Origin of the sequence: Vitreoscilla massiliensis (genome assembly GCF_001457815.1) — a bacterium.
GTDB classification, from domain to species: Bacteria; Pseudomonadota; Gammaproteobacteria; order Burkholderiales; family Neisseriaceae; genus Vitreoscilla; species Vitreoscilla massiliensis.
Map to the genome: position 1 here is coordinate 47,452 of NZ_LN898217.1, position 24,175 is coordinate 71,626.

The window sequence follows — 24,175 nt, forward strand, 5'->3', positions numbered from 1 at the left end:
ATTTATAAAGGAGTAAATCATGAGAAACAGCGCTGAAACTTTTGTCCATGCCAACCATGCTGTCAACACAGAAACCGTCAGCGATGCTGAATTGCTGCGCAGCATTCCGTTTCATGATTTGCTCAGCCTCAGCCGCAAACAAATCTTCATCAACACCACGTTGTCATGGCCTTGGTTGGGCTTGGGCTTTTTATTGGCCATGCAAGGCTGGTATGTGTTGGCCATCTTGGCCACAGGCATGTTTTACATGTTGGCCTTGCGCCAAGCGCACGATTGTTACCATAAAAACATCGGCTTATCGGCGCGCAATACACAAATATTATTGCATGTTTTGGCGATTACCATGTTGTGCGTGACCCATGCCGTTGGTTTTACCCACTTGCAACACCATCAGCACAAATTGAACGAACACGATATTGAAGGCTCGTGGTCGCGCAAATCGGCTTGGTCGGCCATCGCACTCGGGTGGGTGTTTTTCTACAAAATTCAGCAAAACGGCTTGAAACATGGACCCAAACGCTTACAGCGTCGCGCTTACATCGATTTGGCCTTGATATTTTCGGTATTGTTGCTCACTGCGATTAGCCAACATCCATTGCTGATTTACCATGTGTTGTCGATGTTGGTATGCAGTTGCTTGGTTGGCTTCTTCGCCGTGTGGAGTGTGCACCACGGTTGTGAGGGCGAACACGACATCGCCCGCACCGAGCGCCGTGCTTGGTTGAATTTTGCCACAGCCCACCTGTTATTTCATGTGGAACCCCACCCTTTCCCCGCCGTGCCGTGTAACCATTTGCCCCAATTGGCGCAGCGCATGGACGCCGTGGTGCCACATCTGCTGCAAAAGCGCGTGACTTAAACCATGGTGTTTCACATGAAACCGATAAAAAAGCGGCCTGTAAATATTTACAGGTCGCTTTTTAACACAAAACACATGCTTACACGGTTTCTACCACCACTGCCGTACCAGAAGCGGCCACCATCAACATGCTGTTGGTTTCGCCCAAAACCTCGTAATCCAAATCCACTGCCACCACCGCATTGGCGCCCAATTTGGCAGCACGTTGTTGCAATTCTTCCAGCGCAATGTCGCGGGCTTTTTGCAATTCGCGCTCATACGAACCCGAACGGCCACCCACAATGTCGCGCACACTGGCAAACAAGTCTTTGAAAATATTGGCGCCCATAATGGCTTCGCCATTGACCACGCCGATGTAGCGCACGATTTTATGGCCTTCTAAACTCGGGGTTGTCGAAACAATCATTTTCATTCCTTCTCACAAAACGTAAAAATAAATGCACACAAATTGAAACAAGCTGCCCAATAACACAAAAATGTGCCAAATGCCGTGACCATGCTTGATTTGCGTGTCTTTGATAAACCAATAAATGCCGCCACTGTAGGCTAAGCCACCAGCGACCAACCAAAACAAACCCCAGCCAGCCAAATTTTTCAGCAAGGGTGCAATCGCCACCACCACCAACCAGCCCATTAACACATAAATCACCATCGACAGCCAACGGCTGGGTGAGCGCAAGCCTATGGTCAGTTCTTGGATGATGCCAAACAAACACAGCCCCCAAGACACGCCAAACAAAGACCAGCCCCACGGGCCGTTCAAAGTCACCAAGGTAAACGGCGTGTAACTGCCGGCGATCAGCAAATAAATGGCGCAGTGGTCAAATTTCTGCAACACCGCTTTGGCCAATTTGGGTCTGACACTGTGGTACAAGGTGGAGACCACATACAAAAAAATCAACGCCCCGCCGTAAACACTGGCGGCCACCACCGCCAATTCGCCTTGTCCTACGGCTTTAATCACCAACAATACTGTCGCCAAGATGGCCAACAGCGCACCTATCAAATGGCTATAGGCATTAAAGCGTTCGCCATGGTACATAGTTTTCCTTAAAGAAAATCGCCCCAACGTGCTTGCAAACAGGCAACAGCAGTCATGGCAGCGGTTTCTGTACGCAAGACCCGCGGCCCCAAGCTTAAAGGCACAAAACCGCTGTCTAAAATTTGGGCTTCTTCTTGCGCGCTAAAACCACCTTCAGGACCCGCCATCAACACCGCTTGTGTGGCCGTTTCGGGCAGATGTTGTAAACCTTGTTCATTCACCACACTCAGCAAAATATGCAATTCGCTTGCCGATTTGGAGGCCAAATACTCAGACAATTTTAATACTGGCAATACCTGCGGCACCACCGAGCGACCGCTTTGCTCACAAGCAGAAATCACAATTTCTTGCCAACGCAACAAGCGTTTGTCGGCGCGTTCGCCTTGCAAACGCAGCACACAACGCTCGCTGATGATGGGTTGGAACACACTCACGCCCAATTCCACGCATTTTTGCAAGGTAAATTCCATGCGTTCGCCGCTGGATAAAGACTGTACCAAACTTAAATGTAAATGGGATTCGGTCTCACATGCTTTAACCTCATTTAGCATCACTGTGACCGATTTGCGTCCCATTTCCACAATTTCAGCACTGACATCGTTGCCATCGCCATTGAACAACACCACACGGTCACCGACCTGTAAACGCAACACCTGCACATGTCGCATCACCCGTTCTGGCAAGGCCAAGGTAGATCCAGAGTTCAGAGGCAAGGGGCAGTAAAATCGAGGCATGGTAGGCACTTTGGCTAAATACAAAAACGCTATTGTACCGCAAGCTTGAACACAGTAATTCGTTGACTTATTAACAACATCCCCTAATAATCGTCGTGATAAGTACAGGGCAAGAGGCCCAAAGGTTGGTCATGGTGTTAGATGCATTAATACAATTGGTTAGAGAGGTGGCTGCAACCGAGGTCATGCCTCGGTTTTTGCGCGTCGGTAGCAGTCGCAAAGACGACGGCAGTTTGTTCACGGAAGCCGACATTGCCGCCCAAAATGCTTTTGCACAAGGGCTGACAGCGATTGCGAATTACCCGATGTTGGGCGAGGAAATGGCCAAATGTGACCAAACCGCCTTGTGGCAGCAAAATCCCGATGGTTTGTGGGTGGTAGACCCCATCGATGGCACCACCAATTTCATCAATGGTTTGCCGCATTTTGCCTTGTCTGCCGCCTTGGTTAAAAACGGTGTCAGCCAATTGGGTGTGGTGTTCAATCCCTATACCAATGAATTGTATGCCGCCGAGCGCGGCGGTGGCGCTTACATGAATGACACCCCACTGCCGATTAAGCGCACTCTCAATCCTTTGAGCGAAGCCATCGCCGGCGTGGAAGTGAAATATTTGCGCTCAGGCAAACTCGCCAGCCGCATGCAAACCTTAGCGCCTTGTGGCAGCCAACGCAGCATGGGCAGCTCGACTTTGGATTGGTGTTATTTGGCTACAGGCCGCTATGATGTGTATGTGCACGGCGGACAAAAGCTGTGGGACTACGCTGCCGGGGCGTTGATTTTTGAAGAAGCTGGCGGTCAATTGGCCACATTGGAAGGCGATGAGTTTTGGAGTGGCGAACATGTGTTCAGCCGCTCGGCCATCGCCGCCTTGCAACCCGAGCTGTTCAGCGTGTGGTTGAAATGGATACGCAATAATCAATAAGCATCCAAAAAAACATTAAATCATTCATTTATATGGAATTTATTTCCATGCCATGACACAGGCCAAACAGCAATTGTTTGGCCTGATGTGTATGTTTAAGTTAAAAAATCAATTCCTTCCAACATCTCGCAACTGCCAGTGTAATATAAGCGCTTTCAATCTATTTGGGAGAATAGAAAATGTCCAAATTGCGAGTGGGTGTGGTGTTTGGCGGCAAATCGGCAGAACATGAGGTGTCATTGCAATCGGCCAAAAACATCGTCGAAGCCATGGATAAAAACCGCTTCGATGTGGTGTTATTCGGGGTAGACAAACAAGGCCAATGGCATGTACACGACATCAACGATTATTTGCTCAATGCCAACAACCCCAGCAACATCGCCCTCAATCCTTCTTCTACTGCCGTGGCGCAAGTATTGGGCAAACCGCAAAACCAACTGATAGACGCGGGTAATGCCAATCCCTTGGGCAAAGTCGATGTGATTTTCCCGATTGTGCACGGTACTTTGGGCGAAGATGGCTCTTTGCAAGGCATGTTGCGCTTGGCCAATTTGCCCTTTGTCGGCTCAGATGTGTTGGGTTCGGCCGTGTGCATGGACAAAGACGTGTGCAAACGTTTGCTGCGCGATGCCGGCCTGAAAGTCGCACCGTTCATCACCCTCAATCGCAGCCAACGCCACAGCGTCGACTTTGCTGCCGCCACCGCCAAATTGGGCTTGCCGCTGTTTGTGAAACCGGCCAACCAAGGCTCATCGGTAGGCGTAAGCAAGGTCAAAACCGCCGAACAATACCAGCAAGCACTGGATTTGGCGTTTGAATTTGACCATAAAGTCTTGATTGAACAAGGCATTGTTGGCCGCGAAATTGAATGTGCGGTACTTGGCAATGAGCAGCCACAAGCCAGCACTTGCGGTGAAGTGGTATTGAGCAGCGAGTTTTATGCTTACGATACCAAATACATCAGCGAAGACGGCGCGCGTGTGGAAATCCCTGCCGCCATTCCTGCCGAAGTCAACGAAGCCATACGCCAAGTGGCGGTTGCCGCTTACACCACATTAGGCTGTTGTGGCATGGCACGCGTCGATGTTTTCCTCACCGCTGACAATGAAATCATCATCAACGAAATCAACACTCTGCCAGGCTTTACCAACATCAGCATGTACCCGAAATTGTGGGAAGCCAGTGGCTTGGCCTATACCGATTTGATTACACGCTTAATCGAATTGGCGATAGAACGCCATGCCTTGGACAACAGCCTCAAAAGCTCTATGACGGCTTAAACAGCTCCTAACGATTAAAAAAGCGGCCTGTAAATGTTTACAGGCCGCTTTTTTATGATATTCACTGCTTAAGCAGCATTATTGGGTTTGCACCACCGGATGAAATGCACTGGGCAAGCCTTTGTTGGCAGGGAAAGTCACCCATTCAAAACTGTCAGGTTCACTGAACATCTTTCTGAGCAAGGCATTGTTAATCGCATGACCAGATTTAAAGCCTTCAAACGCGCCTATGATCGGATGGCCGGCAATGTACAAGTCGCCAATCGCATCCAAAATCTTATGGCGCACAAATTCATCGGGATAACGCAAACCCTCAGGATTCAACACATCAAAATCGTCGATGACGATGGCGTTGGTTAAATTGCCACCCAGGCCCAAATTGTGGCTGCGCATCAATTCCACTTCCTGCATAAAACCAAACGTGCGTGCGCGCGCGATTTCTTCCAAATACGAAGCGCCAGCAAAATCAATGCTGTACGTCTGATTGGAACGGTTAAACACCGGATGATCAAAATCAATGGTCAGCGTCACCTTAAAACCATCGTAAGGCAAAAAAGCCACCCGTTTACTTGGGTCTTCCACCACGATGGTTTTTTTGATGCGGATGAATTTCTTTTCTGCCGCTTGATCAAAAATGCCCGCGTCTTGCAGCAAATAAATGAACGGCAAGCTGGAGCCATCCATGATGGGAATTTCTGGCGCATTCAGTTCGATTAACACATTGTCTATGCCCATTGCCGACAGCGCCGACATGATGTGTTCAATGGTGCCCACGCGCACACCACTGTCGGTCACGATGGTTGAAGACAAACGTGTGTCATTGATCAATAAAGGCGATAAGGGAATGATTTCGCCTTGTTCACCTTCCAAATCGGTACGACGAAAACGGATGCCGGTGTCCACATCGGCAGGGTGCAAGTTCAAAACCACCCGTTCACCCGAGTGCAAGCCCACACCTGTGACATGTACCGAAGACGCCAAAGTTCTCTGTAACATAAATCGTATTTACCTGTTTATATGGAATGATTTTAGCCCAGTTTGCGTGAAAACGGGCTTAATTTTAACGCTGACATTATAGTTAAAATTTATGTAATTCTTATCCACATACACACACTTTAAGCCTGCTTGAAATTCAAACTTATACACAGATTACTCTTTTTTGAAATTTTACCCACAATTACTGACAAACCCACCTTTTGAGTTATGCACAGGTATTTTTATCCACAAGCCGTTCTTTTTGATCAATAAATGGGCTTATGCACGCCTTTTCTCTGCCTTCATATTCTTCATCTTTTTATTAATAAAAAATTATTGTTTAATTAAAAAAACAATTTCAGCCAAATCATCTACAATCTTAAATTGCACTTCATAAGCACTGATGTTCATGTAATAAATACGATCTGGAATATTTTGATACGCAGGTCTTGGATCTTGCGCTATGGTTTGTTCTACCAATTCTTGATTCAAATCTGAGACTTGTAATTGCTGCAGTGCTTCTGTAGACCATGTCACTTGCAATACCGGAGGTGCACCATCAACAAAACCACTTTTGGCATCTGCTTTGGCTTCCACAAACGGAATATATGGCTTGATATCTATCACTGGCGTACCGTCCAATAAATCGGCACCACTGCAAATCAAGGTAATTGGTTTATCCAGTTGAATTTCTTCAAGTTTCAATAAAGACAAACCCAAATGATTGGGTCTGTGTGGGGTACGTGTTGCGAAAATACCTTTTTTGGTTTTGCCTCCCAAACGAGGAGGACGCACCAATTCTGACCAACCTTCGGCAATCGCATCATGAAATACAAAATGTACCCAAATATAATCAAATTCAGCCAAACCTCTGACCGCATCTTGAGAAAATTTCTGATCCAAAACAATCTTGATTTTGGCCGCAGGAACCAGGCCTGGCTGTCTTGCGATGCCAAACTTTTGTTTGAACTCGGCCTGTACCGTAGCAATGGCTTCAATGTTAAACGACATACTCATGGTCAATTTCCAGTAAAATAAAAATATTATGTTACCTGAAAGCGCCAATGAACATTTTATTGCTGCGTTTATCCAGTATGGGCGATTTGATCCATACCTTACCTGCCATAGAAGACTTATCGAAACACAGGCCAGATGTGCAATTGGACTGGATGTGTGAAGCGGGTTTTGCCGATATTGCTCGTTTGCATCCGTTTGTAAAACGGGTGATACCTATGCGTTGGCGCTATTGGCGCAAACATTTATTGCAAGTTGAAACCAAAAATGAAATCATGGCCTTACGCAATACTTTGATAGGTCGCGATTACCGATTTTCGGTAGACAGTCAGGGTTTGTTGAAAAGTGCATTGTTTGGCAAAATGGCACACGCGCCGATTTTGGGTTACGACAAACACAGCATACGTGAGCCTTTGGCGAGCCGATTTTACAAACAAACATTTGCGGTGAGTCGACAAGCAGATGCGATTTGGCGTAACCGCGCTTTGTTTGCGCAAATTTTTAATTATGAGTTTGCTGCTGAAGAAGTGGTGTTCGGCGCCAAAGTGCCCAGTGATGTGGCCAAACCTGTTGAAGACACAGATTATATTGTTGCATTACATGCAACCAGCCAAGATGAAAAGCTGTGGCCTGAAAACATGTGGTGGGAATTGTTTGAGCGTTTGCATGCTGAAACTGGGCAGGTGATTTATTTACCTTGGGGAAACAATCAAGAGCGTGAGCGTGCGGAAAAATGGGCGATAAAATTTAATTATGTTAAATTATCTCCCAAGCTTACTCTATTGCAAGCGGCACGTTTGTTGGAAGATGCTCAAGCGGTCATAGGCGTGGACACGGGCTTATTGCATTTGGCAAATGCCCTTAATAAACCGACAGTTGGCATTTATTTACATTCCAATCCGGCCTTAACTGGCGTACAAGAGAGCGCCATTTCCACCAATGTTGGCGATGTTGGAAGCTGTCCAAGTGTTGACACGGTTTTTAATGCTTGGCAATATTGCTATGCAGCAAAAATATAACTGAAATATTCATCGTGAAAAACAGCCTATATTTTGCCTTGATTATGGCCTTATCTAGGCATTTTTCATGTTAATGAATCGAACAATTGAGGATAGAGAATGAAAGCATTAGTAGCCGTGAAGCGTGTTGTTGATTACAACATCAAAGTGCGCGTCAAAGCCGATGGTTCAGATGTGGATATCGGTAATGTCAAAATGTCTATGAACCCTTTTGATGAAATTGCAGTTGAAGAAGCCGTGAGTTTGAAAGAAGCGGGCAAATTGACTGAAGTCGTGGTGGTTTCGATAGGCGTGAAACAATGTGAAGAAACATTGCGTACAGCTTTGGCTATGGGTGCGGATCGTGCTATCCATGTGGAAACCGATGGCAAATTGGAGCCATTGGCGGTTGCAAAATTATTGAAAGCGGTACAAGCACAAGAAAATGCTGAGATTGTGTTGTTGGGTAAACAAGCGATTGACGACGATGCCAACCAAACCGGCCAAATGTTGGCGGCTTTGCTGAATGCACCACAAGCAACGTTTGCCAGTAAAGTGGAATTGTCAGCTGACGAAGTGCAGGTAACACGTGAAATTGACGGTGGTTTGGAAACCGTTGCCATCAAATTGCCTGCAGTGATTACCACTGACTTGCGTTTGAATGAACCTCGTTATGTAAAATTGCCTAACATCATGCAAGCGAAGAAAAAGCCTTTGGCCAAAACTTCTCCTGCCGAGTTGGGTGTGGATGTGACTCCGCGCTTTAGCGTTTTGAAAGTGGCTGAACCGAAAGGTCGCAGTGCTGGTGTGAAAGTGGAAACCGTAGCGGAATTGGTTGCCAAATTGAAAAACGAAGCCAAAGTGATCTAAGGGAGACACGCCATGACAGTATTGATTATCGCTGAACACAATAACAACACCTTGAATCCAGCTACTTTGCACGCAGTGACTGCAGCGCAAAAATTGGGCGCAGTTCACGTTTTGGTGGCAGGCAATGCCGCTGCGGCTGTGGCCGAACAAGCCAAACAAGTGGCGGGTGTTGAAAAAGTATTGCTCGCTGAAGCGGCACAATTTGAAAATGCTTTGCCTGAAGAAGTGGCACCGTTGGTGGTATCTTTGGCCGGCGCTTACAGCCACATCGCTGCCACTGCTACTGCGTTTGGTAAAAACCTGTTGCCACGTGTGGCGGCTTTATTGGATGTGTCACAAGTATCGGATGTGACCGATGTTGTTGATGCACAAACCTTTACCCACCCCATTTATGCCGGTAATGCGTTTGAAACCATCAAAACCACTGAAAGCAAATTGGTATTGACCATCCGCGCGACCGCATTTGATGCAGCCGCTGCCGAAGGTGGCAATGCTGCGGTAGAAACCGTGGCGGCCACTCCTGCTCAAAACTTAAGCCGTTTTGTGGGTCGTGAGTTGACCAAATCTGACCGTCCTGAATTGACGCAAGCCAAGATCATCGTCTCTGGTGGTCGTGCCATGGGCAGCGCCGAGAAATTCAACGAATTGTTAACGCCATTGGCAGACAAATTGGGCGCGGCCATCGGTGCTTCACGCGCCGCGGTAGACGCGGGTTATGCGCCTAACGATTATCAAGTGGGTCAAACCGGTAAAGTGGTGGCGCCTAGCTTGTATGTGGCAGTGGGCATTTCTGGTGCGATTCAGCATTTGGCCGGTATGCAAGACAGTAAAGTCATCGTTGCAATTAACAAAGACCCAGATGCGCCGATTTTTGCGGTGGCTGATTACGGTTTGGTCGGCGATGCCTTTGATTTGGTGCCAGAATTGGTGAATGCACTGTAAGCTAGGCTCAAAAAAAATTTTCGAACGCTCCGCACTGCGGAGCGTTTTTTGTTAGCAACACTAACGGTTTTCACAACATCAATAGTTTGATATCGGCACGGGCGCGGCACCTGTGGGTTGTGAATGCTTGTCTGTTTCGGTTTCATGCTAAGGATACGCAGGCAAGAATGAATACTGAATTCTGTTACAACACACATAAAAGCGGCCTGTAAACGATTTACAGGCCGCTTTTTAATGTATTTCAATCACTTACGCCAAATTGGGATAGCCTTGTTGGCGCAAGGCTTCGTAAATCACTATCGCGGCGCTGTTGGACAAATTCAACGAGCGGATATGCTCAGATTGGGGAATGCGCAAACAGTCTTGTGCCCGCGCTTGCGCAAATTCTTTGGGCAAACCAGTGGTTTCGCGACCGAATAAAAAGTAGATGTCTTGGTCTTGATTGCTGAAATCGTGTGCACTGAAAGGCACGTCGCTGTAAGTTTCAATCAAATACACCTTGGCGTTTTGCGCTGCGGTATGGGCGATGAAGGCATCCAAATCATCGTGGTAATGAATGTCGACATGGGCCCAATAATCCAAGCCAGCGCGTTTGAGCATTTTGTCGTCGGTGGAGAAACCCAAAGGGCGGATCAAGTGCAAACTGGTGTGGGTGCCGGCGCAAGTGCGGGCGATGTTGCCGGTATTGGCAGGGATTTCGGGTTGGTATAAAGCAATGTGTAAAGGCATAAAGCAAATCTTTCAGCATAAAAAACAGCCGTGTGCGTGGGCACGGCGGCTAGGCAATGGCGGCTATTTTAATACAAACACAGACGGGTGGTGCTGTTTCACTGCTTGGGTTTTGAGCTTGTTTTAACAGCCATGGCTGGCGGTGGGATTGCTTGCTTGTGCGTCAGCGCCATCAAAACAGAGGGATTTTGCTTGTCGTCATTGCTGGTGCAGCACAGAAAAGTGATGCCAGCAATCTGGATTTACAGGCCGCATTACAGGTTGTTGGCAGCGTTTTAACTTGTATGACGGTTCATCCAGTTGGTTAATTGCTTGGAAAAAAGCCGCTTAGTTTGGTGGTCTGCGCGGCTGCCCGTATAATCAGCGCATGGAATCAACCACTCACATCACTACCATCGCCGCGCCCACGGTCGCTGAACACAAGGCCAAAGGCAGCCGTTTTCTGGCTTACGCTTATCCCATCACGCAAGCAGAGGATTTAAAACCGCTGCTGCAGGCCTTGCATGACGAGCATCACAAGGCTGTGCATTGGTGTTATGCCTACAGATTGGGCCATGAAGGCACCCAGTTTCGCGCCAACGACGACGGCGAACCCTCAGGCAGTGCCGGTATGCCCATCTTGCGGCAAATCGATTCTGCTGGCCTTACCGACGTCGTGGTGATTGTGGTGCGCTATTTTGGCGGTACGCTGCTGGGTGTGCCCGGTTTGATCCAAGCTTACAAACAGGCGACGGTTTTGGCCTTACAGGCCGCCTCTCGTTTGGACAAACCAATCTTGCAAAGCCACCGCTTGCAATTTGCGTATGAAAAAATGAGTGAGGTGATGCGCTTAATCAAGCGCTGCGAAGGGCAGATTGTTGAGCAACACATGGACATGCAGGTGGCGCTGTGCGTGGCTGTGCCCTTAGTGCATGCGGCAGCGTTCACGCAGCAAATACAAGATTGGCATTGGTTGCAAACGGGCGCAGAAGACGAATAAGGCCAGTGGTTAATCGCATTCTTCAGCACTGTGTCGTGTATTGTTTTCAATCAAGCAAGAAAAAAGGGTTTGCCTGTGCAAACCCTTTTTTAGATGCGGCCTGTAATCAATTGGGCACGTGGTATTGCTTTAATTCGTTCAAGCGTTCGCGATTGGCCTTGGCTTCGCAACTGGCCAAGATGTTTTGGCGTTCGGCATCACTGCCACCACCGCTGGCCGCTTGTTGGCAGCTTTGGCTGCGTTTATTGCGCCACTGGCTTTGTTGTTGGTCCAAAGTCTGTTGTACTTCGCTTGGCAATTCCGCCCACATTTGTTCCACTTGCGCTTCAGAACGGTTGCGTTCGCGTTGGTTTTGCGCGATTTCTTCGCTGGAAATGCCCGCTTGGTAACCATTTTGCTGTGCTTGTTTGGCCAAATCTTGGATGACAGCTTCGGGATCGGAGGCGTTTTGCGGTGCAGACGCGCCGCCACTCATGTCCAGTTGCACATCGGGCGTCGCCAACACATCAGAGGCCATGCTTGGGGCGGCAGTTTTGAGTTGGCCCATGGTCAACAAGCGCAATAAGAATTGCGTCAGCTTGGTATCGGCATCGGAGCGCACCATCGGACTCTTGGTATCGACTTCGCCGCTGACTTGGTATTTCACCTCGGTTTGGTAAAAGCCATTGCTGCCTTGCGCCATTTCCGCTTGGAAGGCTTCGGCAGCCAAATTGAAGGTTTGGTTCAATTCATTGGCTTTCAATTGCGCCGCGATGACGACATCGTTGGGAATGGAAACCACCACATCGGCCTGACACATTTGCGGCGTGTCTGTCGGTTTGGATTCGGTGTGTATGCTTTCCAGATTGAACTGGATGCTGTCCAAAGCCTGTTCAATTTGGCTGAAATTCAAACTGCCGTACACTTCTGGTTGGGCTTGGGCCAAGTATTTGAGTTTGGCCATGATTTGTTGCTTGGTACCCAAATCAAACGTGGATTTCACCACATCGCTGTCACAAGCGACGGTGGCCACTTCCTCTTTTTGCGGTTGGCAAGCGCTTAAAACCCCCATCAGCAAAAGCGATAAAGCGAGTTTTTTCATGCAACGGTTTCCCACTAGGTGTCGAAAAAATCATTATCGCCAATAATTTCGATTAGGGGTTTTATTTTTGCGTACTTTGGCATTTAACTAGGCAAGCTTACGACAGCGCATTAAAATAACGCCTTTGTATTCAAGCACTGGGTAGAAGATGAAAGTTTTGGTAATTGGTTCTGGCGGGCGTGAGCACGCATTGGCATGGCGTTTGGCGCAATCTGCGCGAGTTGATGAAGTGTTGGTGGCTCCTGGTAATGCCGGTACTGCCACTGAGCCGAAGTTAACCAATGTTAATTTAACTGCCCACCGTGACTTGATGCAATTGGCGCGCGATCAAGACGTGGCCTTTACTTTGGTTGGCCCTGAAGCGCCGTTGGCCGCTGGTATTGTCGATGAATTCCGTGCTGCTGGTTTGAAGATTTTTGGCCCAACTCAGTACGCGGCACAATTGGAAAGCTCAAAAGACTTTGCCAAAGCCTTTATGGCCAAATACAACATTCCAACCGCGGGATATCAAACTTTCAGCGATGCCACTGAAGCGCATGCTTACATCGCTGCCAAAGGCGCCCCAATAGTGATTAAGGCCGATGGTTTGGCGGCGGGCAAAGGCGTGATTGTGGCCATGACTTTGGACGAAGCCCATGCTGCCATCGACGACATGTTGGTGGGCAATAAAATGGGCGACGCTGGCGCGCGCGTGGTCATCGAAGACTTTTTGACCGGCGAAGAAGCCAGTTTCATCGTGATGGTCGATGGCGAGCATGTGTTGGCGATGGCCACCAGCCAAGACCACAAGCGTTTGCTCGATGGCGACCAAGGCCCGAATACCGGCGGCATGGGCGCTTACAGTCCAGCACCGGTGGTCACTGATGCGGTCTACCAACGCGTGATGGATGAAATCATTTACCCGACCGTGCGCGGCATGCAAGCTGAAGGCCATCCATTCAGTGGCTTTTTGTACGCCGGTTTGATGATAAACGCGCAAGGTGCGCCGTTTACCATCGAATTCAATTGCCGTTTTGGCGATCCGGAAACCCAACCCATCATGAGCCGTTTGGAATCGGATTTTGCCGAATTGGTGGAAGCGGGCATAGACGGCCGCTTGCATGAGGTGGAAGCCAAATGGAGTGACAAAACCGCAGTGGGTGTGGTCTTGGCGGCAGAAGGCTACCCAGAATCACCGCGCAAAGGCGATGTGATACACGGCATAGACGCGGCCAACCAACATGGCAAAGTGTTTCACGCTGGCAGCAAACTGAATGAACAAGGTGAATTGGTGACCAATGGCGGCCGCGTATTGTGCGTGGTGGGCTTGGGTGACAATGTGCAAGGCGCGCAAACTCAGGCTTATGCGGCATTGGCGCAAATTCAATTTGACGGTATGCAATACCGCCGTGACATCGCCAATAAGGCGTTGTAATGGAGTAAGCGGCCTGTAAGTGTTTCACATGAAACGTTTTACAGGCCGCTTGAACAATATGTACACACACAGAATCATGGGCGCTACCGAACAGCGCCGTCTCAAAACCCATTTAAAACGCGGTGGTGTCATCGCATATGCTTGTGAAGCCTGTTTTGGCTTGGGCTGTTTGCCAAACAATCAGCGCGGTTTGCGCCGCGTGATGGCGATTAAACAGCGCCCACAATCGAAAGGTTTGATTGTCATCGGCGACAGCTTAACGCGTTTACAACCCTTGTTAAAACCGTTGACCGCCGCGCAAACCGAGCAAGTGAACAGCGCTTGGCCAGCAGCCAAAACCTTCATCATCCGTTCTTCTGACAAAGTATCGCCCTTATTGCGCGGCAACGGTCGCAACAAATTGGCCGTGCGTGTGCCCGCACACGACGATGCGCGTTTGTTGAGCAAATTGGCGGCATCGCCCTTGGTTTCGACCTCGTGTAACCGCAGCGGCAAGCGTTTTTGTACCAGCACGCGCGAAGTAAAACGCCAATTTGGCCGTCAAGTGATGGTGATTACCGGCTGCATCGGCAAGAACAAAAATCCTAGCCAAATTTACGATTTAGACAGCGGACGCCGTTTGCGCTAGGCGCAGGCGTCGCAATCTCCCGCAGCGCCACACACACACAGAGCATGGCAGCGGTGGCAAATAAATGTTTCAGCGTGTGGCCACTGATAAGGTGGGCACTGGCGCTGAAGATGTGCGCATCTAAAGCCTCGGTGATTTTCGAGGCCACATAAAAAGTGATGGCCCACAATAAGGCGTGGGTGATGTGGCGCGGTGCGCGTGCCTGCCACAACCACAGCGGCAAGGCCAAAATCGTGAACACTTGCAAACCCAAATACAGGCGCAAATCGCCGCTGACATGCCAATACCCAACGCCGACTATTGCCAATAACACCGCTGCACTCAATACCCACGCATCGCTGCGCTGATGCGTGTATTGAAACACCATGCCCAATAAGCCGGCGCATATCAACGAAATCGGCAGCCTGTCCCAAATCAAGGTGAAATCATTCGGTTGCAAATGGTAATAGCCCGAGCCTAATCCCGTCAGCGCAATGGCGCTGGCCAATACATACAGACTGATGCGGCCTGTAAACGGGGTGTGGCTGCGGCGCAAGTCCAGTAAAGCCCAAATGCCTATGATCAATAAGCCCAGATTCGACCACACGTCTTTGCCATTGGGGAGGCCTAACCATGGCTGTTGGTCAGCAAAATCGTGGTAATGCGCCAATTGGTCGATGTGACCCGCGGCCAATAAGGCCAACAGCACGATGGCGAGCAAGAACCAACTGGGGCGGGTGTGCAGCGTCGTTGAGGTATGCATGAGACTTCTCCTAGGTGGATGCAACGATGCTGCCATGCAACGGCGGCGGCGGCGAAGTCTGGCAAACTTTGCGCAGAGCACAGGCTTTAAAGTATCATGTGACGCTACTGTGTTTCATCAAGGGGAGCAAAACATGGAGCAACAACAAATATTTGCGGTGTTGAAGCAGCAATTGCACGCGCAAGGCAAGACTTACGCCGACTTGGCCAAACATTTGGACGTGTCCGAGTCCAGCATCAAGCGTTTGTTCGCCAATCAAAGTGTGACTTTAGAGCGCTTATTGGAAATTTGTCAGTATTTGCAGCTGAATTTTGCCGAATTGGCACGCTTGGTCGATGAACAACGGCCGGTGCTCGACCAATTGACGCTGGCGCAAGAAAAGCAATTGATGCAAGACCCCAAACTGATTTTGGTGGCGGTGTGCATGATGAACCATTGGCCGATAGAAGCCATCATCGAGCATTACCAAGTGGATTTGCCTGAGTGCATTTTGAAGCTGACACAGCTCGATAAAATGGGCATGTTGCAATTGTTGCCGAATAACCGCGTGCGTTTGCGCGTGAGCCAACAATTTAATTGGCAACCGAATGGCCCGATTCAACGCTACATCGAAGAGCAAGGCATAGGCGACTTTTTCGATGCCCACAGCGATGAAGAAGACCATGAAGAAATCCTGTTTGGTCACGGCATGCTCAGCAACGATTGTGTGCACGCGATGCGCACCGCCTTGAAAAAATGCCAACAGCAAATGGCGCAAGCCCACCGCCAATCCTTGCCTGTGCCCCAAAGCCAAAAACGCGGTATGGCGATGGTGTTGGCACTGCGCACGTGGGAGCCAAAATGGTTCCGTCAATTGCGTCGGGTGGAAAAGCAAATCGACAAATAAGTTTGGTGTGAAAGGGTTTGTCAGCTGCACCTGCGCGTAGGTACCGACACAAACATGGCTTAATGTATTTATATTGAGATTTGTCTTAAAGTCAAAAAACACCTGTTTGATGCGGCCTGTAAACGATTGACAGGCCGCATCTGCATGCAAATGGCGCTATGGGCTTGCTTATTCAGGCATTTCTTCCTATAATCGCGCCAACTCTTAAGGGAGTAATCATTACAGGCCGCTTTCATGGCGGTTTGAAATCCCAGTCAACACATTTGCGCCGCAGCGCATGGTTGGGATGTCTGATTCGGTGACGAATGAGGCTGATGAGACTTAAGACTGGATGAACGACCCATGTGGGCGGCGTTTGTCTGGTCTTTTGTACACAATATCAGCCCACAAACGGAACCTCATTCTATGGACGCTTTTCTCTATTCCACCGCTGCCGTTGCTTTGGCCGAAGTGGGCGACAAAACCCAATTGCTTACCTTGTTTTTGGCCGCACGTTTTCGCAATAAATGGGCGATTATTGCCGGCATTTTTGCGGCCACAGTGATTAACCATTTGGTCTCTGGCTGGTTGGGCGCTTGGGTCGGCTCGGCTTTCAATGAAAACATGCTTGCTTGGATTGTCGGCATCAGCTTTGTTGTGGTCGGTTTGTGGCTGCTTGTGCCCGACAAAGAAGACGAAGAAGACGGCAAATGGCTGACTTACGGCGCCTTCTTGGCGACGACAGTATTGTTCTTCTTGGCCGAAATCGGCGACAAAACCCAAATTGCCACGGTCTTACTGGCCGCGAAATACCAAGCGGTATTCTGGGTGGTGGCCGGCTCGACCTTGGGCTTGATGATTGCCAACGTGCCTATGGTGTTTTTGGGTGATTGGTTGCTGAAAAAACTGCCGCTGAAAGTCATCCGCATCGCCGCCTGCGTGTTGTTCGTGGTGTTGGGCTTGATTACCTTATACCAACCAATATTGGCCTTGTTCGGCTAAACCTGTTTTCAAGACATAAAAGCGGCCTGTAAATTATTTACAGGCCGCTTTTGATTAGGCTAGAGCTTAGTGGCTGACGCGCACGCTGTAGGCTTGGCCTTCAGTTGAGCCAGTGGTGGCAGGGCTAACCACTTTGTACAATGGGTTCACTTCTTTGGGATTTAATTTGGTGGGTGTGGCCACCAATTCTACGGTCACTTCATTGCCTTTAATTTGCGCATTGCTTTGGGCAAATGGGTTCAATTGTGCACCATTGTGGTTCACGCCCACGGCGGCTGTAGCCAAAGTTGAAGTCAAAGCCAATACGGCCACGGCGCTGCTCAAGACGATTTTTTTCATTTTGCTTACCTTTATTTGTTAATCTGTTTTCTTAATTTATGGAGCCATTATACTGTTAAGCATTAATGCGAGTAAGAGCGGTTTAATTAAATGATTGTTAATCATTAATTAATGATGTAAGCAAACGTGGCTTGGCGTAAAATTTTAGAAAATAAAAATAGGACATCTTGATGATGTCCTATTTGTCTGTACACAGGTCAGATATGGCTTATTCTACAAAATGGGTGAAATCTTCTGCTTTTACCCTAGGGGTAATGAATTTGTTCACAATCTCGGTTTCATCGGCGTAGCCCAAAGCCATGCCACACACCAATTCTTCGTCTTCGCTTGCGCCGACTATCGGCAAGATGACTTTGTGGTAATGGTTCCACGCCGCTTGTGGACAAGTCGCCAAGCCGCGTGCTTGTGCTGCCACCATCAGGTTTTGCATCATCATGGCGATATCCATTTTCGAGCCTATGCCCATCGCTTTGTTGACGGTGAAAAACAAGGCCACAGGCGCATCAAACAATTTGAAATTGCGTTGGTGTTGCTCGTGCATTTTGTCTTTTTCGCCTTTTTCGATGCCAAGCAAGCCATACAAGCCCCAACCGTTTTCGCGGCGGCGGTCGATGTAAGGTGAAATCCACTGTTCAGGGTAATACTGATACGACTCGGTGTATTGCTCGGCCACGGCTTTGTCGCTGCGGGCGGCATCGTGCAAGGCGCACACTTCGGTCACTATGCGGTCGCGCGCGGCGCCGGTGGCCACATACACCTGCCACGGTTGGCAATTGGTGCCTGATGGCGCACGCGCGGCCACGTTCAACAATTCCAAGATGAGGGCTTTATCGACGGTTTGCGAGGTGAAAGCGCGCACAGAATGGCGGCCTGTAATGGCTTGATAAACGGTTTGGTAATCCATAGATGGTTCCTAAAACGGGTTTAACTGAATTTGCGTAATAATTGCTGCATAAAGCGGTCGCAGCGGTTTAATTGGGACAATTCGATGTATTCATCGGCTTTGTGCGCTTGCACGATGCTGCCAGGGCCGCAAATGACGGCTTGCATGTTCGCCAATTGAAAATGGCCACCTTCGGTGGCGTAAGCGACTTTGCTGCGCTGTTGTTCGTCGACCAAGGCTTCAATTAAGCTGTACAAGGCATTGCCTTCGGCGCTTTGCATCGCCGGCACTTGCTCCATTTGTTTGAAGACGATGGTGGCATCGCCATGCACTTGCTGCATTTCCTGTATCAATTCTTGCAGATAAGCCTTAAGCGGCACCAGCACGGCATCGCTGTTCATGGTGGGCAAATTGCGGTAATCAAATTGCAATTCGCATTCATTTGGGATGATGTTGACGGCGGTGCCACCTTTGATGCGGCCGACATTGAGGGTGCTGAATGGCACATCAAACGCCGCATCTTGTTCATGTTCGGTTTGTAGTTGTTTGGCCAAGCCTTGTAAAAACACGATGATGCGCGCGGCGTAATCAATGGCGTTCACGCCTTGCGGTGTCAGCGATGAATGGGCGGAATGGCCATGCACTTTGCACGAATACACATTGATGCCTTTGTGTGCCACCACCATTTGCATGCTGGTCGGTTCACCGACGATGCATTGCGTCGGCGACAAGCCATGTTCGTGCAATTGTGCCAACATCACCGGCGCGCCCAAACAGCCAATTTCCTCGTCATAGCTGAGCGCTAAGTGTATCGGTTCGCGCAGCTGGGTTTGTAAGGCTTGCGGCACCATGTTCAAGCAGGCGGCGATAAAGCCTTTCATGTCACACGCGCCACGGCCATACAATTTGCCATCGCGTATCTCGGCCTGAAACGGGTCGCTAGACCAAGCCTGCCCATCTACTGGCACCACATCGGTGTGACCCGACAATACCGTACCGCCAGCGATGCTGCCATCGTGTGCGGGCAAGGTGACAAACAAATTGGCCTTGCTGCGATCGGCATTCCAAGCGCGCCAAGCGTGTAAGCCCAAGCCGCGCAAATACTCATCGACGCAATCGATTAACTGGAGGTTGGAATGGCGGCTGGTGGTGTCAAAAGCGATTAATCTGCTTAACCAATCTACGGTATTCATGGCGGCTGCTCAAGGTGAACAAGAAGCATTAACCTTACCACAAACTGCCCAAAACCGTGTGCAATGCGGCCTGTAAAGCAAGATGGTGGCACAGCGAAAAGAGTACGGCTCGATTGAAAATGTGTTTAAGCCTTGATGTTTCACATGAAACCCTAACGCTGTGACACCTAGTGTGTTGGTGCCTGCGCTGTGCTGTGGCTTAGGTGTGGCACATGGCTTGATGTGGTCAGCCGTGACAGGATTTACAGGCCGCATATGGGTGCATTTGAGAGCGTATAGCCGCCATTTACCTGTATTAACTGTTTAAATTGGCCATATCGTGCTTATATGATGTTGATGAACACAGATGAAGGGAGGTGGATGATGAAAACCAAGGTGTGGGCTTTTTTGTTGTGCGCGCTGGCGGTGCAAGCGCCGGCAGACACGTTGCGGCCCATCATCAGCAGCCCGTCTCAAGGCGGCAATCAAGTGGGCAAACCGAATCGGCCCTACCCAGACCGACCGCGCCCGCCGCCGCGTCCTTATCCACGGCCACCGCATCATCATCCTGTGCCGCCGTATTATCCGTATTATCCCGTCTACCCTAGCCAAACCGTGGTGGTGCAACAACCGATGGAACCTGTGGCGATAGAGAGTTTGCGTGTGGGCGACCGCATGCCGCCAGATTACCGTTACAGTGATTACGCTGTCGATGATTACCGTGGTCATGGTTTGAACAAACCGGCATCGCATCAGCGCTGGGCCTTGATTGCGGGACAGTATTATTTGTACGATTTAAAAAGCTGGCAAATCAAAAGCATTGTGCGGCAATGATGTGATGCATGGATAAGCGGCCTGTAAGCATTTACAGGCCGCATTTTCATTTCGCGCCCACTTGGAAACCGTTACAATATCGGCATGGATACTTCATTACTCAAAGGCTTAAATGCCGAGCAATTGGCCGCGGTGACTTGGCCACCCGCTGCCGCTTTGGTGCTCGCGGGCGCCGGCAGTGGCAAAACCCGTGTCTTGACCACGCGCATTGCGTGGCTCTTGGATACCGAGCAAGCCAGCGTGCACAGCATCATGGCGGTGACTTTTACCAATAAAGCAGCGAAAGAAATGCAACACCGCTTGGGTGAGATGGTGCCGTATTCAACGCGGGCGATGTGGTTGGGCACGTTTCATGGCTTGTGCCACCGCTTTTTGCGCATCCATTACCAAGATGCCGGCCTGCCCAGTGCGTTTCAAATTCTCGACAGCGGCGACCAATTGTCGGTGATTAAGCGCTTACTCAAAGGCTTGAACATTGCCGATGAGGTATTGGCGCCCAAGTCTTTGCAATACTTCATCAACAACAGCAAAGAAAATGGCCAACGCGCCAGCGTGTTGTCAGCGAATGATGTGGCCATGCGCCAATTGGTGCAGTGTTATCAGGCTTACGATGATTTGTGTCAGCAAGAAGGTTTGGTCGACTTTGCCGAATTGATGTTGCGCAGTTATGAAGTGATGCAAACCCATGCCAACATCCGCTTGCATTACCAGCAGCGCTTTAACCACATCTTGGTAGACGAATTTCAAGACACCAACAATTTGCAATACCGGTGGCTAAAACTGTTTGCCGGTGACAGTGCCGCTGTGTTCGCCGTGGGTGACGATGACCAAAGCATTTACGCGTTTCGCGGTGCCAATGTCGGCAATATGAGCGCCTTGATGCGCGATTTTGGCATAGACGCGCCGATTAAATTGGAAGTGAATTACCGCTCGGTTGGGCACATTTTGACTGCCGCCAATACCTTAATCGCCAACAATGAACAGCGCTTGGGCAAAAACCTGCGTTTGCCAGATGAGTCTGCCAACGCACATGGTGAAAAGCTGCGGTTTTATTGGGCGGATACCGATTTTATCGAAGCCGATTTTGTGGTCAAAGAAGCGAAAGCACGCGTGCAAGAAGGCGTGGCGTTTGACAATGTGGCGGTGCTGTATCGCAGCAATGCGCAATCGCGGGTATTGGAGCAAGCGCTGTTTGCGGCCGGTGTGCCGTATAAAATTTACGGTGGCTTGCGCTTTTATGAGCGCCAAGAAATCAAACACGCATTGGCGTATTTGCGCATGGCGGTACACCCACAAGACGACAATGCGGTGTTGCGCATCATCAATATGCCGCCGCGCGGCATCGGTGCGCGCAGCATCGAAGCGGTGCAGGCAGTGGCGCAAGACTTACAACTGAGTTTGTGGGAAGCCTTATTGCATTTGGCCACTGAGCCGAAAAACCGCAAGCTGATTGTGTTTGTCGAGTTGATACAAAACCTGCAAATCCAAGCACAAGGCTTGGACTTGGCCGAAACCGTACAGGCCGCTTTGAACCTCAGCGGTTTGGTTGAGCACTATCAAAACGCTAAAGGCGACAATCAAGAACGCATAGACAACTTGCAAGAGCTGATCAGCGCGGCGATGGCGTTCAAACCCGATGAGGTGGTGTTGGACGAATGGGCCAGCCCCGATACCGAAACCTTGCCCTTGGTGGCGTTTTTAAGCAATGCCTCGCTGGAGGCGGGCGAACGTCAAGCCGGTGAAGGTGAAGCAGCACTGCAATTGATGACGGTACACGCGGCCAAAGGCTTGGAATTCGACACGGTGTTTTTAACCGGTTTGGAAGAGGGCTTGTTCCCCAGCGATTATTCCTTGCAAGAACGCGGTGGTTTGGAAGAAGAGCGGCGTTTGATGTATGTGGCGATTACGCGCGCGCGCCAACGCTTGTATCTGAGCGCAGCGCAGCAGCGTTTGCTGCACGGCCAAAGCCATTACGCGATGGTGTCGCGCTTTGTGCAAGAAATCCCCGAAGATGTGGTGCAAGCACTTTCAAGCGGCCTGAAACGGGCACAGCCCAGCCTTAAAACCCGCGAAGAGCCGCTGATTAAGGCCAAAAGCAAACAAGACAGCTTTGCCGGCTTTGCCTTGGGGCAAAACGTGCGCCATGAGAAATTTGGCGTCGGTGTCATCATCGATGCCAGTCACAAAGGCGAACACGCCAATTTGAAAATCAATTTCGGCAAAAACGGCATCAAGGAATTGAACACCCAGTTTGCCAAATTGGAACGCGTGGGCGGTTAAATGGGCGACATCCAGCCAAAGACGCACTACTGCACTGAGGAGGAGCTGGCTCCTTTGGTTGGTGGCCATGTTTTGCACGCTTCTTGTTTGTGTGGTCGCAACTGTGTGCGTTTGCATCTGCCCAGTTTGGCCGTGCCGTATTACCAATGCCATTGCTCTTTGTGCCGCAAACAATCGGGCACAGACAGCAATATGGCGACGCTACTGCTGCACACGCAAGTGCAATGGCTGAACGAGCATAGCAAGGCTTATCGCAAAGACAGCGGTTTTTATGTGCAGTTTTGCGATGATTGCGGTACGGCTTTGCCCAACCGCATAGTCAGCAGCGATTATGTGTGGTTGCCCTTGGGCATTGTTGATGGTGATTTTACAGGCCGCTTGCAAGTGCAAGTGTGTTGGGATTCAAAATGGCCTTGGACGGCAGAGTCGCCTATGGCAAGCTGTTGTTGGCAGGGATTGCCGGGCAGTGTGGATGCTTTATACCAAGGCTTATGGGGCACAGCGTTGCTGTAGGGTTTACAGGCCGCCTTGGCATGGCTGTGGCGTGTAAGCAGCCGATTCGGGTGTTTAGACTAGATTGTATTGCCGAATCAAGGAGATGTGAGCATATTTTATCACCCATTAGCGAAACATTGCCTTATAATAGCAACATCTGGCTGACCTTAGGGTTGGCGTTTGTTTTTTTTATGGAGTGAATTATGTTGTTCTCATCTGCTGTTCGCAACAGCGCGGCCATCTTGGCTTTGGGTTTGGGTTTAAGTGCTTGTGGTGGTCAATCTGCGGATGCTACCAAAGCAGGTAGCAGTGCACCTGCGGCTTCTGCTGCCAGTGGCGCCACTGCTGCCGCAGGTCAAACCTATAAAATCGCTTTGAATGCCGAGTTTGCACCGTTTGAATCCATGTCTACCGATGGCAAAATCGAAGGTTTTGACGTGGACGTGATGAATGCCATGGCCAAAGCCGGTGGCTTTAACGTGGAATACAAACACCAACCTTGGGAAGGCTTGTTCGCCACCTTGACCAATGGCGATGCCGATGCGGTGATTTCTGCGGTAACCATTACCGACGAGCGCAAACAGCAAATGAGTTTCACCGATCCTTACTACGCGATTACCCAAATCGTGTTGGTACCACAAGGTAAAAACGTTGCCAGCGTCGATGATTTGAAAAAATTGGACAAAATTGGCGTGATTACCGGCAATACCGGTGACTTGGCTGCGCAAAAAATCTTGGGCGCAACCAGCGAGAAAATCGTGCGTTATGAAGCCTTCCCATTGGCAGCCAAAGAAGTGGAAACCGGCTCTGTTGATGCGGTGATTTCTGACAGCGCGGTGGTGGCCAACTATGTGAAAAACAACAGCGATAAAGGCTTCACCATGGTGAAAGTACCTGACTTTGCTGAAGAGCATTACGGCATTGCGGTGGCCAAAGACAACACCGAATTGTTGACCAAGTTCAACGCCGCTTTGAAAACCATCAAAGACAACGGTGAGTATCAGAAGATTTTGGACAAATACTTCGCCAAATAATGTGTTTTAATAGGCTGTCTTTGTGACAGCCTATTTTTTTATTAAAACTACATTAAAAACG

At 49.6% G+C, this 24,175-nt stretch carries 26 protein-coding genes; 15 read left to right on the top strand and 11 right to left on the bottom strand.

Features of this window, described 5'->3' with window-relative positions; all coding sequences use genetic code 11:
* Positions 1–19: 19 nt before the first annotated feature.
* Positions 20–859 carry a fatty acid desaturase gene (locus BN3003_RS02430; protein WP_058305150.1) on the top strand — a complete coding sequence of 280 codons (840 nt, stop codon included), beginning with the start codon at positions 20–22 and terminating at the stop codon, positions 857–859.
* 79 nt (positions 860–938) lie between these two features.
* Here the strand turns inward: BN3003_RS02430 and BN3003_RS02435 are convergent, their stop codons facing one another.
* The 3 genes from BN3003_RS02435 to BN3003_RS02445 are packed head-to-tail and all read right to left on the bottom strand — an operon-like array spanning position 939 to position 2,635.
* Entirely contained in the window at positions 939–1,265 is a 327-nt protein-coding gene (locus tag BN3003_RS02435; RefSeq protein ID WP_058305151.1) for a heavy metal-binding domain-containing protein, read from the bottom strand.
* A 12-nt stretch (positions 1,266–1,277) separates the two neighbouring features.
* Complete coding sequence (gene trhA / locus BN3003_RS02440) at positions 1,278–1,901, bottom strand: PAQR family membrane homeostasis protein TrhA (RefSeq protein ID WP_058305152.1); 624 nt, start codon at positions 1,899–1,901, stop codon at positions 1,278–1,280.
* A gap of 8 nt (positions 1,902–1,909) precedes the next feature.
* On the bottom strand, positions 1,910–2,635 hold the full coding sequence (locus BN3003_RS02445) for a 16S rRNA (uracil(1498)-N(3))-methyltransferase (RefSeq protein WP_058305153.1): 726 nt from the start codon (positions 2,633–2,635) through the stop codon (positions 1,910–1,912).
* A gap of 134 nt (positions 2,636–2,769) precedes the next feature.
* Here BN3003_RS02445 and BN3003_RS02450 point away from each other — a divergent pair, with 134 nt between their 5' ends.
* Positions 2,770–3,558 carry an inositol monophosphatase family protein gene (locus BN3003_RS02450; protein WP_058305445.1) on the top strand — a complete coding sequence of 263 codons (789 nt, stop codon included), beginning with the start codon at positions 2,770–2,772 and terminating at the stop codon, positions 3,556–3,558.
* A gap of 179 nt (positions 3,559–3,737) precedes the next feature.
* Entirely contained in the window at positions 3,738–4,838 is a 1,101-nt protein-coding gene (ddlA, locus tag BN3003_RS02455; protein ID WP_058305154.1) for a D-alanine--D-alanine ligase, read from the top strand.
* 78 nt (positions 4,839–4,916) lie between these two features.
* Here ddlA and lpxC read toward each other — a convergent pair whose 3' ends face one another.
* Positions 4,917–5,834, bottom strand: coding sequence for a UDP-3-O-acyl-N-acetylglucosamine deacetylase (gene lpxC, locus BN3003_RS02460; protein WP_058305155.1), 918 nt, complete (start codon positions 5,832–5,834; stop codon positions 4,917–4,919).
* A 312-nt stretch (positions 5,835–6,146) separates the two neighbouring features.
* Positions 6,147–6,824 carry a tRNA (N6-threonylcarbamoyladenosine(37)-N6)-methyltransferase TrmO gene (gene tsaA, locus BN3003_RS02465; RefSeq protein WP_058305156.1) on the bottom strand — a complete coding sequence of 226 codons (678 nt, stop codon included), beginning with the start codon at positions 6,822–6,824 and terminating at the stop codon, positions 6,147–6,149.
* Positions 6,825–6,877: 53 nt separating this feature from the next.
* On the opposite strand from tsaA, the gene waaC reads away from it, so the two are divergent.
* From waaC to BN3003_RS02480, 3 genes are all read left to right on the top strand, one after another.
* A complete protein-coding gene (gene waaC / locus BN3003_RS02470) occupies positions 6,878–7,846 on the top strand; it encodes a lipopolysaccharide heptosyltransferase I (RefSeq protein ID WP_058305157.1) in 969 nt (322 codons plus the stop codon).
* A 99-nt stretch (positions 7,847–7,945) separates the two neighbouring features.
* Positions 7,946–8,695, top strand: coding sequence for an electron transfer flavoprotein subunit beta/FixA family protein (locus tag BN3003_RS02475; protein ID WP_058305158.1), 750 nt, complete (start codon positions 7,946–7,948; stop codon positions 8,693–8,695).
* 12 nt (positions 8,696–8,707) lie between these two features.
* Positions 8,708–9,637, top strand: coding sequence for an electron transfer flavoprotein subunit alpha/FixB family protein (locus tag BN3003_RS02480; protein ID WP_058305159.1), 930 nt, complete (start codon positions 8,708–8,710; stop codon positions 9,635–9,637).
* Positions 9,638–9,886: 249 nt separating this feature from the next.
* Here the strand turns inward: BN3003_RS02480 and trmL are convergent, their stop codons facing one another.
* A complete protein-coding gene (gene trmL, locus BN3003_RS02485; protein WP_058305160.1) occupies positions 9,887–10,366 on the bottom strand; it encodes a tRNA (uridine(34)/cytosine(34)/5-carboxymethylaminomethyluridine(34)-2'-O)-methyltransferase TrmL in 480 nt (159 codons plus the stop codon).
* Between the two features lie 367 nt (positions 10,367–10,733).
* Here trmL and BN3003_RS02490 point away from each other — a divergent pair, with 367 nt between their 5' ends.
* Complete coding sequence (locus BN3003_RS02490) at positions 10,734–11,345, top strand: IMPACT family protein (RefSeq protein WP_058305161.1); 612 nt, start codon at positions 10,734–10,736, stop codon at positions 11,343–11,345.
* Between the two features lie 106 nt (positions 11,346–11,451).
* Here the strand turns inward: BN3003_RS02490 and BN3003_RS02495 are convergent, their stop codons facing one another.
* Positions 11,452–12,426, bottom strand: coding sequence for a lysozyme inhibitor LprI family protein (locus BN3003_RS02495; RefSeq protein WP_058305162.1), 975 nt, complete (start codon positions 12,424–12,426; stop codon positions 11,452–11,454).
* 148 nt (positions 12,427–12,574) lie between these two features.
* Between BN3003_RS02495 and purD the strand changes: the two genes are divergently transcribed.
* Positions 12,575–13,840: a phosphoribosylamine--glycine ligase gene (gene purD / locus BN3003_RS02500; RefSeq protein ID WP_058305163.1), complete on the top strand. Its 1,266-nt coding sequence runs from the start codon at positions 12,575–12,577 to the stop codon at positions 13,838–13,840.
* A 28-nt stretch (positions 13,841–13,868) separates the two neighbouring features.
* Positions 13,869–14,468, top strand: a complete 600-nt coding sequence (locus BN3003_RS02505) for an L-threonylcarbamoyladenylate synthase (protein WP_234332992.1) — start codon at positions 13,869–13,871, stop codon at positions 14,466–14,468.
* On the opposite strand, the gene BN3003_RS02510 is transcribed toward BN3003_RS02505, so the two are convergent.
* The gene (locus BN3003_RS02510) at positions 14,425–15,210 is read right to left on the bottom strand and encodes a hypothetical protein (RefSeq protein WP_058305164.1); all 786 of its coding nucleotides are present in this window, start codon (positions 15,208–15,210) and stop codon (positions 14,425–14,427) included. The genes BN3003_RS02505 and BN3003_RS02510 overlap by 44 nt on opposite strands.
* A gap of 133 nt (positions 15,211–15,343) precedes the next feature.
* Here BN3003_RS02510 and BN3003_RS02515 point away from each other — a divergent pair, with 133 nt between their 5' ends.
* Positions 15,344–16,096: a helix-turn-helix domain-containing protein gene (locus tag BN3003_RS02515; RefSeq protein ID WP_058305165.1), complete on the top strand. Its 753-nt coding sequence runs from the start codon at positions 15,344–15,346 to the stop codon at positions 16,094–16,096.
* Between the two features lie 405 nt (positions 16,097–16,501).
* Entirely contained in the window at positions 16,502–17,077 is a 576-nt protein-coding gene (locus BN3003_RS02520) for a TMEM165/GDT1 family protein (RefSeq protein WP_058305447.1), read from the top strand.
* A gap of 66 nt (positions 17,078–17,143) precedes the next feature.
* Here the strand turns inward: BN3003_RS02520 and BN3003_RS02525 are convergent, their stop codons facing one another.
* The 3 genes from BN3003_RS02525 to argE form a co-directional block, all read right to left on the bottom strand.
* Entirely contained in the window at positions 17,144–17,416 is a 273-nt protein-coding gene (locus BN3003_RS02525) for a hypothetical protein (protein WP_058305166.1), read from the bottom strand.
* A gap of 208 nt (positions 17,417–17,624) precedes the next feature.
* Positions 17,625–18,320, bottom strand: a complete 696-nt coding sequence (locus BN3003_RS02530; RefSeq protein WP_058305167.1) for a nitroreductase — start codon at positions 18,318–18,320, stop codon at positions 17,625–17,627.
* A gap of 20 nt (positions 18,321–18,340) precedes the next feature.
* Positions 18,341–19,492 carry an acetylornithine deacetylase gene (gene argE, locus BN3003_RS02535; protein WP_058305168.1) on the bottom strand — a complete coding sequence of 384 codons (1,152 nt, stop codon included), beginning with the start codon at positions 19,490–19,492 and terminating at the stop codon, positions 18,341–18,343.
* Between the two features lie 360 nt (positions 19,493–19,852).
* Here argE and BN3003_RS18585 point away from each other — a divergent pair, with 360 nt between their 5' ends.
* The 4 genes from BN3003_RS18585 (at position 19,853) to BN3003_RS02555 (ending at position 24,114) form a co-directional block, all read left to right on the top strand.
* Positions 19,853–20,305 (top strand): RcnB family protein, encoded by a 453-nt coding sequence (locus BN3003_RS18585; RefSeq protein ID WP_058305169.1) that lies wholly within the window; start codon positions 19,853–19,855, stop codon positions 20,303–20,305.
* Positions 20,306–20,389: 84 nt separating this feature from the next.
* A complete protein-coding gene (locus BN3003_RS02545; RefSeq protein ID WP_058305170.1) occupies positions 20,390–22,585 on the top strand; it encodes a UvrD-helicase domain-containing protein in 2,196 nt (731 codons plus the stop codon).
* Complete coding sequence (locus BN3003_RS02550) at positions 22,586–23,098, top strand: GFA family protein (RefSeq protein WP_058305171.1); 513 nt, start codon at positions 22,586–22,588, stop codon at positions 23,096–23,098.
* Positions 23,099–23,283: 185 nt separating this feature from the next.
* Entirely contained in the window at positions 23,284–24,114 is an 831-nt protein-coding gene (locus BN3003_RS02555) for a basic amino acid ABC transporter substrate-binding protein (RefSeq protein ID WP_058305172.1), read from the top strand.
* Positions 24,115–24,175: the final 61 nt, after the last annotated feature.

What these genes read in the sequence shown, in the direction of transcription:
- BN3003_RS02550 (WP_058305171.1), top strand. Translation starts at nt 22,586, where the DNA reads ATGGGCGACATCCAGCCAAAGACGCACTACTGCACTGAGGAGGAGCTG.
- lpxC (WP_058305155.1), bottom strand. Translation starts at nt 5,834, where the DNA reads ATGTTACAGAGAACTTTGGCGTCTTCGGTACATGTCACAGGTGTGGGC.
- BN3003_RS02475 (WP_058305158.1), top strand. Translation starts at nt 7,946, where the DNA reads ATGAAAGCATTAGTAGCCGTGAAGCGTGTTGTTGATTACAACATCAAA.
- BN3003_RS02445 (WP_058305153.1), bottom strand. Translation starts at nt 2,635, where the DNA reads ATGCCTCGATTTTACTGCCCCTTGCCTCTGAACTCTGGATCTACCTTG.
- BN3003_RS02490 (WP_058305161.1), top strand. Translation starts at nt 10,734, where the DNA reads ATGGAATCAACCACTCACATCACTACCATCGCCGCGCCCACGGTCGCT.
- BN3003_RS02520 (WP_058305447.1), top strand. Translation starts at nt 16,502, where the DNA reads ATGGACGCTTTTCTCTATTCCACCGCTGCCGTTGCTTTGGCCGAAGTG.
- ddlA (WP_058305154.1), top strand. Translation starts at nt 3,738, where the DNA reads ATGTCCAAATTGCGAGTGGGTGTGGTGTTTGGCGGCAAATCGGCAGAA.
- BN3003_RS02515 (WP_058305165.1), top strand. Translation starts at nt 15,344, where the DNA reads ATGGAGCAACAACAAATATTTGCGGTGTTGAAGCAGCAATTGCACGCG.
- BN3003_RS02430 (WP_058305150.1), top strand. Translation starts at nt 20, where the DNA reads ATGAGAAACAGCGCTGAAACTTTTGTCCATGCCAACCATGCTGTCAAC.
- BN3003_RS02435 (WP_058305151.1), bottom strand. Translation starts at nt 1,265, where the DNA reads ATGATTGTTTCGACAACCCCGAGTTTAGAAGGCCATAAAATCGTGCGC.
- BN3003_RS02525 (WP_058305166.1), bottom strand. Translation starts at nt 17,416, where the DNA reads ATGAAAAAAATCGTCTTGAGCAGCGCCGTGGCCGTATTGGCTTTGACT.
- BN3003_RS02495 (WP_058305162.1), bottom strand. Translation starts at nt 12,426, where the DNA reads ATGAAAAAACTCGCTTTATCGCTTTTGCTGATGGGGGTTTTAAGCGCT.
- BN3003_RS02555 (WP_058305172.1), top strand. Translation starts at nt 23,284, where the DNA reads ATGTTGTTCTCATCTGCTGTTCGCAACAGCGCGGCCATCTTGGCTTTG.
- BN3003_RS18585 (WP_058305169.1), top strand. Translation starts at nt 19,853, where the DNA reads ATGATGAAAACCAAGGTGTGGGCTTTTTTGTTGTGCGCGCTGGCGGTG.
- trmL (WP_058305160.1), bottom strand. Translation starts at nt 10,366, where the DNA reads ATGCCTTTACACATTGCTTTATACCAACCCGAAATCCCTGCCAATACC.
- waaC (WP_058305157.1), top strand. Translation starts at nt 6,878, where the DNA reads ATGAACATTTTATTGCTGCGTTTATCCAGTATGGGCGATTTGATCCAT.
- tsaA (WP_058305156.1), bottom strand. Translation starts at nt 6,824, where the DNA reads ATGTCGTTTAACATTGAAGCCATTGCTACGGTACAGGCCGAGTTCAAA.
- BN3003_RS02510 (WP_058305164.1), bottom strand. Translation starts at nt 15,210, where the DNA reads ATGCATACCTCAACGACGCTGCACACCCGCCCCAGTTGGTTCTTGCTC.
- BN3003_RS02545 (WP_058305170.1), top strand. Translation starts at nt 20,390, where the DNA reads ATGGATACTTCATTACTCAAAGGCTTAAATGCCGAGCAATTGGCCGCG.
- purD (WP_058305163.1), top strand. Translation starts at nt 12,575, where the DNA reads ATGAAAGTTTTGGTAATTGGTTCTGGCGGGCGTGAGCACGCATTGGCA.
- trhA (WP_058305152.1), bottom strand. Translation starts at nt 1,901, where the DNA reads ATGTACCATGGCGAACGCTTTAATGCCTATAGCCATTTGATAGGTGCG.
- BN3003_RS02530 (WP_058305167.1), bottom strand. Translation starts at nt 18,320, where the DNA reads ATGGATTACCAAACCGTTTATCAAGCCATTACAGGCCGCCATTCTGTG.
- argE (WP_058305168.1), bottom strand. Translation starts at nt 19,492, where the DNA reads ATGAATACCGTAGATTGGTTAAGCAGATTAATCGCTTTTGACACCACC.
- BN3003_RS02480 (WP_058305159.1), top strand. Translation starts at nt 8,708, where the DNA reads ATGACAGTATTGATTATCGCTGAACACAATAACAACACCTTGAATCCA.
- BN3003_RS02505 (WP_234332992.1), top strand. Translation starts at nt 13,869, where the DNA reads ATGAAACGTTTTACAGGCCGCTTGAACAATATGTACACACACAGAATC.